At 40.5% G+C, this 14,730-nt stretch carries 19 protein-coding genes; 9 read left to right on the plus strand and 10 right to left on the minus strand.

The window, feature by feature from the left end; translation table 11 throughout:
* Positions 1-314 precede the first annotated feature (314 nt).
* Genes KZ793_RS09430 through KZ793_RS09440 form a run of 3 tightly spaced genes read right to left on the minus strand, consistent with a single transcriptional unit; the run spans position 315 to position 1,813 of the window.
* Positions 315-716, minus strand: a complete 402-nt coding sequence (locus KZ793_RS09430) for a DUF1240 domain-containing protein (protein ID WP_225815098.1) — start codon at positions 714-716, stop codon at positions 315-317.
* Complete coding sequence (locus KZ793_RS09435; protein WP_225815099.1) at positions 706-1,575, minus strand: hypothetical protein; 870 nt, start codon at positions 1,573-1,575, stop codon at positions 706-708. The genes KZ793_RS09430 and KZ793_RS09435 overlap by 11 nt, the downstream gene beginning before the upstream one ends.
* A gap of 31 nt (positions 1,576-1,606) precedes the next feature.
* Positions 1,607-1,813: a hypothetical protein gene (locus KZ793_RS09440; RefSeq protein ID WP_225815100.1), complete on the minus strand. Its 207-nt coding sequence runs from the start codon at positions 1,811-1,813 to the stop codon at positions 1,607-1,609.
* A 249-nt stretch (positions 1,814-2,062) separates the two neighbouring features.
* On the opposite strand from KZ793_RS09440, the gene KZ793_RS09445 reads away from it, so the two are divergent.
* On the plus strand, positions 2,063-2,542 hold the full coding sequence (locus KZ793_RS09445; RefSeq protein ID WP_225815101.1) for an Hcp family type VI secretion system effector: 480 nt from the start codon (positions 2,063-2,065) through the stop codon (positions 2,540-2,542).
* Between the two features lie 36 nt (positions 2,543-2,578).
* Here the strand turns inward: KZ793_RS09445 and KZ793_RS09450 are convergent, their stop codons facing one another.
* Positions 2,579-2,794, minus strand: a complete 216-nt coding sequence (locus KZ793_RS09450; RefSeq protein WP_225815102.1) for a hypothetical protein — start codon at positions 2,792-2,794, stop codon at positions 2,579-2,581.
* 201 nt (positions 2,795-2,995) lie between these two features.
* Here KZ793_RS09450 and murQ point away from each other — a divergent pair, with 201 nt between their 5' ends.
* A complete protein-coding gene (gene murQ / locus KZ793_RS09455) occupies positions 2,996-3,901 on the plus strand; it encodes an N-acetylmuramic acid 6-phosphate etherase (protein ID WP_225815103.1) in 906 nt (301 codons plus the stop codon).
* A 30-nt stretch (positions 3,902-3,931) separates the two neighbouring features.
* A complete protein-coding gene (murP, locus tag KZ793_RS09460; RefSeq protein WP_225815104.1) occupies positions 3,932-5,383 on the plus strand; it encodes a PTS N-acetylmuramic acid transporter subunit IIBC in 1,452 nt (483 codons plus the stop codon).
* A gap of 68 nt (positions 5,384-5,451) precedes the next feature.
* Here murP and KZ793_RS09465 read toward each other — a convergent pair whose 3' ends face one another.
* Positions 5,452-6,060 (minus strand): LysE family translocator, encoded by a 609-nt coding sequence (locus KZ793_RS09465; protein ID WP_225815105.1) that lies wholly within the window; start codon positions 6,058-6,060, stop codon positions 5,452-5,454.
* A gap of 104 nt (positions 6,061-6,164) precedes the next feature.
* Between KZ793_RS09465 and KZ793_RS09470 the strand changes: the two genes are divergently transcribed.
* From KZ793_RS09470 to KZ793_RS09480, 3 genes are read left to right on the plus strand one after another with little or no spacing between them, the layout of a single operon-like run.
* Positions 6,165-7,145 carry a hydrolase gene (locus tag KZ793_RS09470; protein WP_225815106.1) on the plus strand — a complete coding sequence of 327 codons (981 nt, stop codon included), beginning with the start codon at positions 6,165-6,167 and terminating at the stop codon, positions 7,143-7,145.
* Positions 7,142-7,360 (plus strand): YheU family protein, encoded by a 219-nt coding sequence (locus KZ793_RS09475; RefSeq protein WP_225815107.1) that lies wholly within the window; start codon positions 7,142-7,144, stop codon positions 7,358-7,360. Before KZ793_RS09470 ends, KZ793_RS09475 begins: the two co-directional genes overlap by 4 nt.
* 18 nt (positions 7,361-7,378) lie before the next feature.
* Entirely contained in the window at positions 7,379-8,248 is an 870-nt protein-coding gene (locus KZ793_RS09480; protein WP_225815108.1) for a phosphoribulokinase, read from the plus strand.
* Positions 8,249-8,372: 124 nt separating this feature from the next.
* On the opposite strand, the gene KZ793_RS09485 is transcribed toward KZ793_RS09480, so the two are convergent.
* Positions 8,373-8,780 carry an OsmC family protein gene (locus KZ793_RS09485; RefSeq protein WP_225815109.1) on the minus strand — a complete coding sequence of 136 codons (408 nt, stop codon included), beginning with the start codon at positions 8,778-8,780 and terminating at the stop codon, positions 8,373-8,375.
* 321 nt (positions 8,781-9,101) lie between these two features.
* Here KZ793_RS09485 and crp point away from each other — a divergent pair, with 321 nt between their 5' ends.
* Entirely contained in the window at positions 9,102-9,734 is a 633-nt protein-coding gene (gene crp / locus KZ793_RS09490; RefSeq protein ID WP_010848517.1) for a cAMP-activated global transcriptional regulator CRP, read from the plus strand.
* 49 nt (positions 9,735-9,783) lie between these two features.
* Here crp and argD read toward each other — a convergent pair whose 3' ends face one another.
* The gene (gene argD / locus KZ793_RS09495) at positions 9,784-10,995 is read right to left on the minus strand and encodes a bifunctional acetylornithine/succinyldiaminopimelate transaminase (RefSeq protein WP_225815110.1); all 1,212 of its coding nucleotides are present in this window, start codon (positions 10,993-10,995) and stop codon (positions 9,784-9,786) included.
* A 122-nt stretch (positions 10,996-11,117) separates the two neighbouring features.
* Positions 11,118-11,693 (minus strand): aminodeoxychorismate synthase component II, encoded by a 576-nt coding sequence (locus KZ793_RS09500; protein WP_225815111.1) that lies wholly within the window; start codon positions 11,691-11,693, stop codon positions 11,118-11,120.
* Positions 11,694-11,936: 243 nt separating this feature from the next.
* On the opposite strand from KZ793_RS09500, the gene KZ793_RS09505 reads away from it, so the two are divergent.
* Entirely contained in the window at positions 11,937-12,287 is a 351-nt protein-coding gene (locus KZ793_RS09505) for a YcgJ family protein (RefSeq protein WP_225815112.1), read from the plus strand.
* Positions 12,288-12,386: 99 nt separating this feature from the next.
* Here the strand turns inward: KZ793_RS09505 and ppiA are convergent, their stop codons facing one another.
* Complete coding sequence (gene ppiA, locus KZ793_RS09510; protein ID WP_118985277.1) at positions 12,387-12,956, minus strand: peptidylprolyl isomerase A; 570 nt, start codon at positions 12,954-12,956, stop codon at positions 12,387-12,389.
* A gap of 307 nt (positions 12,957-13,263) precedes the next feature.
* Between ppiA and yihA the strand changes: the two genes are divergently transcribed.
* Positions 13,264-13,896: a ribosome biogenesis GTP-binding protein YihA/YsxC gene (gene yihA / locus KZ793_RS09515; RefSeq protein WP_225815113.1), complete on the plus strand. Its 633-nt coding sequence runs from the start codon at positions 13,264-13,266 to the stop codon at positions 13,894-13,896.
* Positions 13,897-13,966: 70 nt separating this feature from the next.
* On the opposite strand, the gene KZ793_RS23065 is transcribed toward yihA, so the two are convergent.
* Positions 13,967-14,023, minus strand: a complete 57-nt coding sequence (locus KZ793_RS23065; protein ID WP_445375908.1) for a hypothetical protein — start codon at positions 14,021-14,023, stop codon at positions 13,967-13,969.
* Between the last annotated feature and the right edge of the window lie 707 nt (positions 14,024-14,730).

Genomic DNA, 14,730 nt, shown 5'->3' on the forward strand with positions numbered 1-14,730 from the left:
GATGATCAATTAATTTATTATAAAAATGTTGACAATAATTTACTTTTACCATAATTCCTTTCTACTCCCTAAGATAAATGAGTAAATAATTTACTTAAATTAAATGCGTTAGAAGATAATCAATTTTCCGATTTTTAGGTGTTTTCCCTACAGTAATTCCTATACACCCAATGACATGTATTTTCTACTATATAGGATAGAGAAATATAGCTGGCAAGCATCATTCTTAAAATATAACTATTAATCTTTAAATCAAAAATGAGGACGAATATACTAGATTTATTTTTCTCCTCCTCCTGCTAATAAGACCAATATTAATCACATAGTTTAATATCTTTTACATAGGTATTCGGCGACATCCAAGATATTCTTGGACATACCAAATAGCCATCACTTTTTAATTTATAATTCACATATAAAGACGTAGGGAAACCTAAAAAAAATGAAACAATAGCTATCGTCCCCAAATATTTATTAAAACCATCATGATGTTTAGGATAACGGCCAGTTATATTAACAAAAATAACAAAAATAACATAATAAAAAACCAAAGGAGAAGAAAAAAATATCATAAAAACACCACCTGAGAATATTATTTTTTCATCCATTTTAATTAAAGAATTTAAATTCCCTCCCGTCAAAGAGAAAGTGAATGACGTTAGAATGAAAATAAAAAGAGCGCAGATGATATGTATAACCTTTCTTTTATTTCCCATAATTCCCCCAGTTATGAAGAAATTGGTTGAAATTAGCTTCTGTAGATCTTGGTTTCCTTTCCACTTCTGCTCTGATTAAATTAATTACATTCTCGCTAATTTTAAATCTTTTATCTATAATATCAAGTGCATATGTCATTCCAAAACCTACAATAAATACAACAAAAGCCACACCAACTACACTGGCACCAGCAATAGATGTAGCTATCATTACAGCCCCAAAAGCCCAAGCAACACAGGCTGTTATTACTGTCTTAGCCAAATCTACCGCAATATTACCTAAAAAATCAGCCAGAGTGTATTCATCCTTAAATATAAGCTCAACCGTTCGATAAGCCGCAGAAAAGAATATACTGAACTTCATTCCTTTAACTATGCCACTGTTTATTCCTTGCTGCCCAATCCCCATAGATATCACCTTCATATTAGAAGCTTTATATCTTGAAGCAGTGATGATTTTCCTAACTCCCGCATAACCTGATATTTTAATATATCTATTTCCGTCTTTACTAACATACTCTGTCACTTTAATCCCTAATTTTTTAAATTCCCCTATAACATTAAAAAGATCAAAAGAATCATGTATGTTACCCGAATATGGCAATATCGGATCGGTAATCTCAAATATTTTCTTTATAAATGGACTTTTGGTTTTTGGAGAATCAATATCTTCCAGAACATCTTTCGCTTCATCTAACGATAACAGCGCAATATAGGTTGTATTCTCTCTTAACTGCTTATCGAGACCAATGGCATCAAAGAATTCATGCTGAGGTTTTAATTGGTTAGCCCCAACATGACCTCTCAGAAAATCCCCCATATAACCCTGCCAAGAGGGGTTGTATTTTTTATATGTCATTGTGAAACCCTTTTCATATCCGTACATCACATTAGTGTTTAACCGCCGGAGTTTCCAATTTGAGTGAAAGAACATGGCCATCAGAAACCTTCATGTCAATCGCACAGGCTTGAGTTGACAGCAATAGATGAAAACACTGCATCATCATCATTGCCAATTTTTCTTCTGGGATTAACGGACTATTCACTAATACGTCAGTGAGTTGTTGTAATAACTCTTGCCTATCTCTATCGTTCATACGGCTAACCCTATTAACAATTAAAAGTTCGAATGTATCACTATATTACATAAAAAATAGCCATGTCGACTATATAATAGCAAAAAATTTCAAACCCCGTTTTTCTTATATCACTATTTCTATCCTTTGAGAAAGAAATTCAACATTGAACTATTAATTTCTTTATATTTTAGTGTTAAGGTCGTACTTTCACCGCCTAGATATACAGTCTTAGGTAATTCAATTAAAGAATTTGTATGGTAATTACTTATGTCACATATAATTTATTTATCTTTAGAAGGTAAGAAACAAGGTTTAATTTCTGCCGGTTGTTCAATGCTAGACTCTATAGGAAACCGATATCAAAATGGGCACGAAGATCAAATACAGGTATTGAACCTAAATCACACGATAACTCGCGAAAAAAATGTCGCTCATCACCCGATACAATTTATCAAGCCAATAGATAAATCATCCCCGCTGTTAGGAGCCGCAATATCTTCAAACGAACTACTGAATGCGATTTTCTTCTTTTACAGAACAAATCTCGCTGGGCAGTTAGAACTTTTCTATGAGGTCAAATTAATAGAAGCGAGTATTGTTGACATTTCTTGCGTCTACCCGAATTCAATAAACAATAATGAAATGATGCCATACGAAAAAGTTTTTCTCAAATACAGATCCATATCCTGGAATCACATAACCGCCGGCACATCTGCCTATAGTATATGGGATGAGAGAGTTTATTAAAAATAAACCAAGTTAAGCATATATAAATATATATGCTTAACTCTTACTAATACGCAAAAAAACAAAAATGGTAACAACAAAAATACCCAATAATGTCAATCGACCCCACATATCTGGAAAACAACCTGCGGCCATAGCCGACCAAGCTATAATCACCATAAAGGGAATTATGTCCGACAAAAGATCTTTAATCCATATATAAAAAAGATCCTTGAACCATGCATAACTAAAAACCCTTCTCTTTTCATTCATATTAATATCCTAATTCATCATTTCAATAAATGCAGAAATTATATCATCTTTCCCGATTTATAGCCCTTTTTGCACTACAACCTATAAGATATATCCAAAAAGCTATCGCTTTTATCGAAACACTGACCAAATTTGCTCTTTATGACAAAGAAGAGTAAATAACTATTTACCATTTCAAGAATATTCCATCAGGAACACAATATGAAAACCAATCTCAACAGCATGATAACTGAAAGCCGTAATCCAGCCAGTGCCAACATTGATACTTTGCCAACCCTTGAAATGTTACAAGTCATTAATGATGAAGATAAAAAAGTCTCATTGGCGGTAAAGCAAACTTTACCGAAAATCGCTGAAACGGTAGATAAAATTACCGAAGCATTTCGTCAGGGAGGTCGTTTAATTTATATCGGCGCTGGTACATCGGGCCGATTAGGGATTCTGGATGCCAGTGAGTGTCCTCCCACTTATGGTACCAAACCGGAACAAGTGGTTGGATTAATTGCCGGCGGGCATCAGGCCATCTTGAAGGCCGTTGAAAATGCAGAAGATAACCAACAACTGGGCGCAAATGATCTTCAAGCGCTAAACTTTAACTCAAAAGATGTATTGGTTGGCATTGCCGCCAGCGGCCGTACACCTTATGTCTTGGGTGCAATGGCGTATGCCAAATCCATCGGTGCAACCGTTGCCTGTATTAGCTGCAACCCGGAAAGCCCGATGACACAAGCCGCCGATATTGCTATTGCACCGATAGTTGGGCCAGAAATTGTCACAGGTTCATCACGTATGAAAGCCGGTACAGCACAAAAACTAATTCTGAATATGCTGACCACCGGCGCCATGATCCGTACAGGTAAAGTTTATGGCAACCTGATGGTGGACGTAGAAGCGACGAATGCCAAACTGGTTGAAAGGCAGAAAAATATCGTTATGGCCGCTACCGAATGTAATCGTGAACAAGCTGAACAGGCCCTGGCGGAATGTGATGGGCATTGTAAAACCGCCATTGTGATGATTCTGGCTGGAGTAAGCGCTCAGCAAGCAAAAGCTTTACTGGAAAAACATCACGGTTTTATTCGACCGACGATCTCAGCCATTCGGTAACGACTTCCCTGCTGAGTAAGGAGTAAGAAGATGGCTAAAATTAATCATACAGTCATTGCCCAGATCCTTAAAGCTATCGGCAATGCAGATAACGTGGCGCAATGTGGCAACTGTATGACCCGCCTGCGACTAACACTACGCGATAATACGCAGGTGGATAAAGTGGCGTTAAAACAGATCCCCAACGTGTTAGGTATTATTGAAAGCGACGATCAATTTCAGATTGTGCTTGGGCCGGGAAAAGCCCAAACAGCGGCTGAAATAATGAATGAATGGCTAAATTCGTCTACCCATACAGAACAATTGAAACCAAGCGACACTAATTTGACTAATATTGCTTCTGATAATAAAAAGCAGCTTAAAGAGAAGCAGGTGAGTGCTGTACATAAGTTCCTGACCAAATTCGCCACTATTTTTACGCCATTGATCCCCGGTTTTATTGCCGTTGGTCTACTTCTCGGCTTTGCTACTTTACTCGAACAGATAGCCATTCAGGGTGTTGAGCACCCTAATACTGTTTTGGTTGAAATCACCGGCTATATGAAAGTTTTCAGTAAAGGCATGTTCAGTTTTCTGAGTATTCTGATTGGTTATAACGCGCAAAAAGCCTTTGGTGGCTCGGGAATAAACGGGGCCATTATCGCCTCGCTGTTTGTACTCAGTTATAACCCAGACGCCACCAGCGGTTTTTATTCCGGTATCTCTACTTTCTTTGGTTATAGCATTGATCCACGCGGCAATATTATCGGCGTTCTTATCGCCGCTATTCTGGGAGCATGGGTAGAACGACAAATCCGTAAGATCATTCCAGACAATCTGGATATGATCCTCACCTCGGCTATTACCCTGCTAATCATGGGGGCCATTACCTTTATCCTCATCATGCCACTAGGGAGTTATCTGTTTAGCGGTATGTCATGGTTATTCCTTCACCTTAATGGTAATCCTTTTGGTACAGCAATATTGGCGGGGCTATTTTTACTCGCGGTTATGTTTGGTGTTCACCAAGGGTTTGTTCCGGTCTATTTCGCTCTCATGGACGCACAAGGCTTTAATTCTCTGTTCCCAATTCTTGCAATGGCGGGCGGAGGACAAGTTGGTGCAGCGCTGGCGCTGTATGTCAAAGCGAAAAAAGACTCTCTGCTACGCACGCAGATAAAAGGTGCCATTATTCCAGGCTTTCTTGGCATCGGTGAACCTTTGATTTACGGCGTCACACTTCCACGGATTAAACCCTTTATCACCGCCTGTTTGGGCGGTGCCGCTGGTGGTTTCTTTATCGGTTTGGTGGCTTATTTAGGTTTGCCCGTTGGATTGAATACGGTTTTCGGCCCATCCGGATTGGTCGCACTGCCGTTGATGACCTCCAACAGCGGGATTTTTATCGGCATGGCAGTTTACGCAACGGGGCTGATAATTGCTTATATCAGCGGTTTTGTACTAACCCTGATCTTCGGGAGTAAAAAAAGAGAGACGCTTTAACACCGATGTCCAAAGCCAAAAAGCATGAATAAATATTCTTTATAACCAGAATGCCATTTACGGATGAATTACCCAAACCAAATCAATGGCACACAGGTTGCCGTCAATATGCCCATCGTAATATTGAACAGAAACCAGGCATTGCGACTACGAAGTAACGTTCCAATCAATGAACCAAAACCCGCCCACACCATGCCACACAAGAAATTAATAAACATCACCGCGATACTGATCACAATGATGGAATAGAGGTAGTGATCACCAGCAATACTGTAACTGCCAACCGCGCCCACCCCTATCAGCCAAGCTTTCGGATTCAAAAACTGCAATAACCAACCTTGATACCACCGCACCGGCTTGATAACAGCGCTATCTTTGGTATCCAGACGTCGGTAACTGGCTGTTGCTGTTTTCCATGCCAACCACAGCAAATAGAAGCTACCTGCGATTTTCATAACCATGTGAATAGCAGGATAGACCAACAGCAATGCCGCTATTCCGAAAGCAGCCAGATATAAAATCGTCTGCATGCCCAGAACAACGCCAAAGAGCAACCCCAAAGAGCGGATAAAGCCGAAGTTAGCGCCTGATGAAGTCAGCAACATGTTGTTTGGACCCGGCGTAATGGCAGAAATAAACAAAAAAGTTATTAATGAAAAAATCAGGCTTGCTGTCATGAAGAGTTACCTTTCATCCTGAATAATGGCGTTTCCCTTTCACAGAAAATATCAGTATGTTATTCACCATACAAGATAACTAATCAATTTAACTCGAAACCATTATGACTGATATCTTTCGTCCTCTAACCGGAGCCAGTAATCCGCATTTGCAGACACTCCTTCCGCGTCTGGTGCGGAGGAATCCTGAACTGCAACCATATTGGCAACGACTTGATTTACCAGATAACGATTTTGTTGACCTGGCGTGGAGTGAAGATCCCACCACCGCAACACACAAGCCACGATTGATCCTGTTTCATGGTCTGGAAGGCAGTTTCCACAGCCCTTATGCTCACGGTTTGCTGCATATCTGCCAGGAAAAAGGCTGGCTTGGTGTTGTCATGCATTTCCGTGGATGCAGTGGTGAACCGAATCGCCAGAAACGTCTCTACCATTCTGGCGAAACAAGCGATGCCCGTTATTTTCTGAACTGGTTAAAACAGACCTACGGTGATGCGCCCACCTCAGCCGTAGGTTATTCAGTCGGCGGTAATATGCTGGCCTGCTATCTGGCAGAAGAAAAAACAGATGCCCGGATCAACGCTGCCGTTATTGTTTCCGCTCCTCTGATGCTGGAAGCCTGTTCCCTGCGGATAGAAAAAGGATTTTCTCAGGTTTATGAACGCTATTTACTTAATAGCCTGAAACGTAATGCCACCCGCAAATTGTTACGCTACCCCGGTTCACTCCCCATTAATTTGTCTCAGGTAAAAAGATTGAAACACATTCGGGAATTTGACGAAATTGTGACCGCAAAAATCCACGGTTTTAAAAATGCAGCGGACTATTACCGCCAATGTAGTGCTCTGCCGCGTCTGCCTGATATTACCGTGCCACTACTGATTATCCATGCTAAAGACGATCCCTTTATGGCACCGGAAGTTGTCCCTGATCTCAAAATGTTACCCAAAAATATTGAATACCAAATGACAGAATATGGTGGACATGTCGGCTTTGTCAGTGGTTCATTGAAGAAGCCACAAATGTGGCTGGAACAACGCATCCCAAATTGGCTGTCATCTTATCTGGAGCAACCACAATGATTATTCCGTGGCAACAACTGGAACCAGAAACTCTGCTAAATTTGATAGAGAGCTTTGTCCTCCGGGAAGGCACTGACTATGGCGAAGATGAAAAATCGCTTGAGCAGAAAGTCGCAGACATACGCCATCAATTGGAACGGGGAGATGTTATGCTGGTGTGGTCTGAACTGCATGAGAGTATCAATATTGTGCCAAAAAAAATGTTCCATTCTTAACATTATGGAGTTTACTGAATGTCTGCCAAACATCCGATTATTGCCATTACCGGCTCCAGCGGTGCCGGAACAACCACCACTAGTTTAGCTTTCCGTAAGATTTTCCAGCAACTTAACATCAGTGCAGCGCAGATAGAAGGAGATAGTTTCCACCGTTACACCCGCCCTGAAATGGATGCCGCAATCCGTAAAGCCAAAGAGCAAGGAAGGCATATCAGTTATTTTGGGCCAGAAGCCAATGATTTTGGCATGCTGGAAAAAACCATGATTGATTATGGTGAAACCGGTGAAGGCCGCCGTCGGAAGTACCTTCATACCTATGACGATGCCGTTCCTTACAACCAGCTCCCCGGTACATTTACACCGTGGGAATCTTTACCCAAGCAGACCGATGTGCTGTTTTATGAAGGTCTGCACGGTGGCGTTGTCACACCACAACATAATGTTGCCAGTCATGTTGATCTGCTAGTAGGAGTCGTGCCGATTGTCAACCTTGAATGGATACAGAAACTTGTCCGCGATACCGGAGAACGAGGACACTCGCAGGAAGCTGTGATGGATTCCGTCGTGCGTTCTATGGATGATTATATTAACTACATTACGCCACAATTCTCGCGAACACATATCAACTTCCAACGTGTCCCTACCGTTGATACATCCAATCCATTCTCAGCCAAAGCCATTCCATCACTGGATGAAAGTTTTATTGTCATCCGCTTCCGTGATCTGACTCAAATTGATTTCCCATACTTGTTAGCAATGTTACAAGGCTCATTCGTTTCAAGCATTAATACCATCGTGGTCCCCGGTGGAAAAATGGGACTAGCAATGGAATTAATTATGACGCCATTGGTACAGCGATTACTGGAAGGGGAAAAGATTTGTTAATCAGCGCCTGAGGTAAATTTAGAAAATCTGGTAGCTAAATTTGCATCTTATATTATTCAGTTAAAAAAGCAGGTAACTGAAATATTAGTTACCTGATGTTATTTTTTAATCAAGAAATAATATCTTAATCTATATCTTTAACTTCAAAACTGTGGGTAATTTCAACTGATTTCCCCAACATCAACGCAACAGAGCAATATTTTTCTGCGGAAAGCATGACTGCACGTTCAACCGCTTTATCTATTAAATCCTTACCCGTAACAATAAAATGCAGATTAATATGAGTAAACAAGCGTGGCGTCTCTTCACGACGGCGGGAAGTTAACTTTACTTCACAATCTCTTATGTCATACCTGCCTTTCTGCAAAATAGAAACTACATCAATCGTACTGCAACCACCGGCTGCCATTAATACCATTTCCATTGGGCTCGGTGCCTTATCGCCGGCATTACCATCCATCATGATCTGATGACCGGAAGATGACTCCCCCAAAAGAGACAATCCTTCAACCCATTTTACCCGCGCTTGCATAAATACCTCTTAAGTCGCTCTTTGCATCCAAGCCTACTCTTTCAGTATTAAACTGGCAATCTAATGAGCGGTTTATTATGCTGAAACAACACAAGACAAGACAGAAGCCTTTTCCTGTGTTAAAAACAGAAGCGGGCCAGGTATATATAGGTTAAGATCAATACCCTAAGGTTCAAATTTCAGATAACCTATATAAAACCCTCACCTGTCGGTTTTTCAACAAACTAATATGTTAAGCTAGTGTCTTTATAAGCCAGCCTGACGAGAAGCTTTTAGATTCTCGTGTTATTTAGGCAGCGATAACAACAGAGGATGAAGCGAATGGTTCTCGGCAAGCCACAAACAGACCCCACTCTTGAATGGTTTTTGTCACACTGCCATATTCATAAATATCCATCTAAAAGTACGCTTATTCATCAAGGCGAAAAAGCAGAGACGCTTTACTACATCGTAAAAGGCTCTGTTGCGGTTTTGATTAAAGATGAAGAAGGCAAAGAGATGATCCTCTCCTATTTAAATCAGGGAGATTTCATTGGTGAACTTGGATTATTTGAAGAGGGGCAAGAGCGTACAGCCTGGGTTCGGGCCAAAAGCGCCTGTGAAGTGGCTGAAATCTCCTATAAAAAATTCCGTCAACTGATTCAGGTAAACCCGGATATTTTGATGCGTTTATCTGCCCAAATGGCAAACCGTTTGCAAACAACTTCTGAGAAAGTCGGTAATCTAGCTTTCCTGGATGTTACCGGCCGGATTGCCCAAACTTTATTGAATCTGGCGAAACAACCAGATGCAATGACCCACCCTGACGGGATGCAAATCAAAATCACACGTCAGGAAATTGGTCAGATTGTTGGCTGTTCCCGCGAAACGGTTGGTCGTATTCTGAAAATGCTAGAAGATCAAAACTTGATCTCCGCACACGGCAAAACAATTGTTGTTTACGGTACCCGTTAATTCCTGATTAATCAGCGCATTATATTGCGCTGATTTCTCTTATACTTAATTACACCAACTGGTTAATTGCCAGTTCCAACCGTTCCATTCCTTGAGCAATCTCTTCTTCACTAATAATCAACGAAGGCGTGAAACGCAATACGTCACCACCCGCACTCAACAACATTAAGCCATTTTCAGCCGCCAGTTGCAGAATATCTTTAGCTTTTCCCTGATATGGCGCTTTGAGTTCCGCACCAATCAGCAGACCGTTTCCTCGGACTTCACCAAATATCGAATATTTCTGATTGATATCATTCAGAAAATTCACCATTAAATTATGGCGTTTTTCAACTCCCGCCAGAACCGCTGGTGTATTAATAATATCAAAAGCAACATTTGCAACTGCACAAGCCAATGGATTACCGCCATAAGTTGTACCATGAGTTCCCGGCGTCATCACTGAAGCAATATTCTCTGTCGTCAACATGGCGCTGATAGGGAAACCATTTCCCAATGCTTTTGCCGTGGTAATAATGTCCGGCGTAACGTCATAATGCATATAAGAAAATAGCTTACCAGTACGTCCCATCCCACTTTGCACTTCATCAAACACCAACAACACCTGATGCTTATCGCAAAGCTCACGCAACCCATGAATAAATGCCGGTGCTGCCGGCATAACTCCCCCTTCTCCCTGAACCGGTTCTAATACAACAGCACAAGTATGGTCATCTATGACGGCCTTCACTGCATCTAAGTCATTAAAAGGTACATGAATAATATCCGCAGGTTTTGGCCCAAAACCATCAGCATATTTTAGCTGACCACCCACAGAGACAGTAAATAGGGTTCGACCATGAAAACCCTGATGAAATGCGATAATTTTGGTTTTATAAGGACTGTGACGAGTAATTGCATAGTGGCGAGCTAGTTTAAATGCTGCTTCATTCGCTTCCGCTCCTGAGTTAGCAAAAAATACCCGCTCAGCAAAAGTCGCATCAATCAGTTTCTGCGCCAGAATCAAAGCGGGTTCATTGGTGAAAATATTACTGATATGCCAAAGTTTCTCCCCTTGCTGCTTCAAAACATCTACCAACGCGGGGTGACAATGACCCAAAGCCACAACAGCAATCCCTCCCGCAAAATCAATATATTCTTTCCCATGCTGATCCCATACACGACTACCTTGCCCTCTCACCGGTATAAACTGCGCTGGTGAATAAATTGGCAACATAACTTGATCGTATGTATTTCTATCTACTGCGGTATGCTCCTTCATTTTCCCACCCGTTTTTTATATACACGCCATTCAGAAGTGAAAACATAATCACCAAATATGCATAAAAAATCAAAGATGGGCAAATGAAAAAGATGGATAAATGAAGAAATTATCGGTATCTGTTAATATCTCAGAAAGTTGCTTAGTAACTGGTGACCTTGCTCACTGAGAATACTTTCAGGATGGAACTGCACACCTTCCAGTGGTAGAGTGCGATGACGAATGCCCATAATTTCATCGACGTTGCCATTATGCTGGCTCCATGCGGTGACTTCAAATGAGGCTGGTAACGTCTCTGCGGCAATCACCAATGAATGGTAACGAGTCGCGGTCAATGGCCGGTTAAGCCCTTTGAACACACCTTGCTGATTATGATGAATAGCAGAAGTTTTTCCGTGCATCACTTCCCTGGCTTTTACCACGCGGGCACCAAACGCTTGCCCAATTGCCTGATGTCCAAGACAAACACCAAGAATCGGCAACTTATCCGAAAAATGAGAAATCGCAGACAGAGAAATGCCTGCTTCATTTGGGGTACAAGGGCCTGGGGAAATAACCAAATGGGTAGGCATCAATCTCTCAATATCTTCAAGTTGCAATTCATCATTACGCTTAACTAAAACATCTGTACCCAATTCACAAAAATATTGATATAAGTTATATGTAAAAGAATCATAGTTATCTATTATTAGTAACATAGGAGTCTATCCTACTCATTTTTATCGCTGTATTTGTTGCCCTGCCACTCCTGCAATTTGTTTATCCTGCACAACTGGCTCCAGGTAAAACGGCCTCGCGACAACGGGGCGGCTATCATAGCACATCAATATTTGTAGCATAGTACAACAAAATCAATGGCTGTTTTTTCCTCAATCAACTTACTCTCATACCCTACAAAACATGTGCCCTATTTTGATATTCAATAAGTAAAGGTAATTGTTATGAAGACAAAACTGATTATAGCATCTCTTTTTTTGCTGTCCTTCCCCACTCTGGCTGTTAACAAAGCTGCCAACATTTTCTTTCCAGAAAAAGGGGTTGTTTGTGATAAAAAAGGAAAATATTGCTCTGATCAACAAGGGCTATCGCTAAAATTAACCGAAAGATATTTAGGCAAAAAAGCGGTAGAACACCTGAAAAAAGAGTTTGGTGATGGAAAAGATGTCGACTTTTCATCTTACACTTTAAGTAACGGCGTACACTGTGAGAGTAAAGAGAAGAAATGCTACAAAGACAGATATTATCCACGAACCGAAGTAAATAAAAAATTTACCCAAAAGATGTATGAATAACTGTGAAACTGGCCTCCATTTAATGCAGGCCAGTTTGTTAATCTGATGAAAGTTAACCGGAAGACCAGAAACTGCCACAGCCAAAGTAATAGGAAAAAATTAAGGAATAATCTCCGCAGACAGAATAACGACTGGTTTAACCGGTACATTCTGATATGGGCCAACGTTTTCCGTTTTAACTTGAGAAATTTTATCCACAACATCCATACCTTTTACGACTTTACCAAATACTGCATAGCCAAAGTCACGCTGACCGTGATCAAGGAAAGCATTATCCGCTACATTAATAAAAAATTGACTGGTGGCGCTGTCTTTATCAGCGGTACGTGCCATAGAGATAGTTCCACGTAAATTACGCAGTCCATTATCCGCCTCATTTTTAATAGCGGCTTTAGTCGCTTTTTGCTGCAAATCTTTGGTAAAACCACCACCCTGCACCATAAATCCAGGGATTACCCGATGGAAGATTGTATTGTTGTAATAACCCTCATTGACGTATTCAATAAAGTTTTTCGTTGTAATTGGAGCTTTCTGGTTATTTAATTCCAGTTCAATATTACCCTCCGTTGTTGTCAGCTTCACATGAGTTTCTCCCGCCGCCAAAGCCAGAGGCGCCATTGCGCTCAGAGAGCATGCAGTTACAAGGGCTACTAAAATACGTTTAAACATTCTGGGTTCCTATATTATTAAGGTCAACAACACAAACTGAATCAATTCTAATAATCTCTTCAACATCGTGCTCAATATTTACCTACATTTACGCTATCAATCGACGGGTGCTTTGAAGAAAAATTTATCCTTTCAATAACAGGTTAGATTTTATTTCACAAACAGGATCGTCATCGGTAACAAAATAACAAGTTCGGTTCAACCCATCAGAAATATGTCATTATTTTTAATCCTGTCAACCAACAGTGGCTATCGGTATAATCTCCTTTGGCATATATTCAGTGCATTTCTCAGGGAGATAATCATTTTGACCATCAAAAACCACAACTATCATATGACCCGTTTTATCACGAGCGCACCTGATATTCGCCATCTGCCTCAAGAGATGGGCATTGAAGTCGCGTTTGCCGGCCGTTCAAACGCGGGTAAATCCAGCGCGCTAAATGCCCTGACGAAACAGAAAAGTCTCGCCCGTACCAGTAAAACACCAGGCCGCACACAACTCATCAATTTATTCGAAGTAGAAGAAGGTATTCGTCTGGTTGACTTACCCGGCTATGGCTATGCCGAAGTACCGGAAGAGATAAAACGTAAATGGCAAAAAGCACTGGGTGAATATTTGCAAAAACGTGAATGCCTGCTTGGGCTGGTAGTGCTGATGGATATCCGTCATCCACTGAAAGATCTTGATCAGCAAATGATCCAATGGGCGGTGGCAATGCATGTACCCGTTATAGCATTGCTGACTAAAGCCGATAAACTGACATCCGGCGCCCGTAAAAGCCAGTTGAATAAAGTACGTGAAGAGTTAGCAGCTCTCAATGGAGATATTCAAGTGGAATATTTCTCCGCCCTGAAAAAAATCGGGATCGATAAATTACAACAGAAACTGGACATATGGTTCAGTTCGAAAGCCGTTCAAGTTGAAAACCATAGTTAATACCGCCTTTTTCATTCCCACCAATTAAATTCAGATGAAAAAATGCCCCAGTCAAAACTGACTGGGGCAGCTAATATTCAGCTATAAATCCGATTACGTGAAGTAAAAGGTCTGAAAGATAGAACATCTTACCTCTGTACCCTACGCCAATAACTCTACCCTATTTTATTTATTAGAAAAAGCCCTTTTGTAATTTATTTTCAGCAATTATCTCGATTCAGCCGGCGATTTTGTTCATTTTGACACCACCAAATGTAGTTTAATTACATATTTATGCGATCTGGATCTAATATGCATTACATAGACAACAAATCAGTACTAATGCGTACAAAAAATATTACATTAGCTATGTTGACCTTACAGCAACACATGAACTTAAAACCACCCAGGAACCGTTTCACATTACACTTATCTACCCCTTTCATTCTGCAATTGCCCAGCTACAAGATATCGGTCGAAGAAGGAGAAACCATAAGAGCCAAAACCAGGATTGAAATTGGATCACATAGAACCACAGATATTCCGAGATAATATCAGGGTAAAAACATGTGAGGATGACTCAAAAGAAGAAATTTATATGATTTATCTGATCCTTAGTTGCCATGCAAAAAAGTCATTATTAACGATGAATTCGAAACTTATGCGTAGGGAGGAAAGATGATTTATATAAGTATTATTTAAATGAATAAACTAAAATAACGTTAAAACAAAAAAATCTAATTTAGAAACAATCGTTGTATCTCCCCAGTTAGAAGACTAGGGAAACACGAATAAACTGGATACAATTTGTTTTATTTCAAATACTTAAACAAATACCAAACATAATATCACAGC

The organism is Photorhabdus antumapuensis (genome assembly GCF_020387775.1).
GTDB lineage: Bacteria > Pseudomonadota > Gammaproteobacteria > Enterobacterales > Enterobacteriaceae > Photorhabdus > Photorhabdus antumapuensis.

What these genes read in the sequence shown, in the direction of transcription:
- KZ793_RS09430 (WP_225815098.1), bottom strand. Translation starts at nt 716, where the DNA reads ATGGGAAATAAAAGAAAGGTTATACATATCATCTGCGCTCTTTTTATT.
- KZ793_RS09435 (WP_225815099.1), bottom strand. Translation starts at nt 1,575, where the DNA reads ATGACATATAAAAAATACAACCCCTCTTGGCAGGGTTATATGGGGGAT.
- KZ793_RS09440 (WP_225815100.1), bottom strand. Translation starts at nt 1,813, where the DNA reads ATGAACGATAGAGATAGGCAAGAGTTATTACAACAACTCACTGACGTA.
- KZ793_RS09445 (WP_225815101.1), top strand. Translation starts at nt 2,063, where the DNA reads ATGTCACATATAATTTATTTATCTTTAGAAGGTAAGAAACAAGGTTTA.
- KZ793_RS09450 (WP_225815102.1), bottom strand. Translation starts at nt 2,794, where the DNA reads ATGAATGAAAAGAGAAGGGTTTTTAGTTATGCATGGTTCAAGGATCTT.
- murQ (WP_225815103.1), top strand. Translation starts at nt 2,996, where the DNA reads ATGAAAACCAATCTCAACAGCATGATAACTGAAAGCCGTAATCCAGCC.
- murP (WP_225815104.1), top strand. Translation starts at nt 3,932, where the DNA reads ATGGCTAAAATTAATCATACAGTCATTGCCCAGATCCTTAAAGCTATC.
- KZ793_RS09465 (WP_225815105.1), bottom strand. Translation starts at nt 6,060, where the DNA reads ATGACAGCAAGCCTGATTTTTTCATTAATAACTTTTTTGTTTATTTCT.
- KZ793_RS09470 (WP_225815106.1), top strand. Translation starts at nt 6,165, where the DNA reads ATGACTGATATCTTTCGTCCTCTAACCGGAGCCAGTAATCCGCATTTG.
- KZ793_RS09475 (WP_225815107.1), top strand. Translation starts at nt 7,142, where the DNA reads ATGATTATTCCGTGGCAACAACTGGAACCAGAAACTCTGCTAAATTTG.
- KZ793_RS09480 (WP_225815108.1), top strand. Translation starts at nt 7,379, where the DNA reads ATGTCTGCCAAACATCCGATTATTGCCATTACCGGCTCCAGCGGTGCC.
- KZ793_RS09485 (WP_225815109.1), bottom strand. Translation starts at nt 8,780, where the DNA reads ATGCAAGCGCGGGTAAAATGGGTTGAAGGATTGTCTCTTTTGGGGGAG.
- crp (WP_010848517.1), top strand. Translation starts at nt 9,102, where the DNA reads ATGGTTCTCGGCAAGCCACAAACAGACCCCACTCTTGAATGGTTTTTG.
- argD (WP_225815110.1), bottom strand. Translation starts at nt 10,995, where the DNA reads ATGAAGGAGCATACCGCAGTAGATAGAAATACATACGATCAAGTTATG.
- KZ793_RS09500 (WP_225815111.1), bottom strand. Translation starts at nt 11,693, where the DNA reads ATGTTACTAATAATAGATAACTATGATTCTTTTACATATAACTTATAT.
- KZ793_RS09505 (WP_225815112.1), top strand. Translation starts at nt 11,937, where the DNA reads ATGAAGACAAAACTGATTATAGCATCTCTTTTTTTGCTGTCCTTCCCC.
- ppiA (WP_118985277.1), bottom strand. Translation starts at nt 12,956, where the DNA reads ATGTTTAAACGTATTTTAGTAGCCCTTGTAACTGCATGCTCTCTGAGC.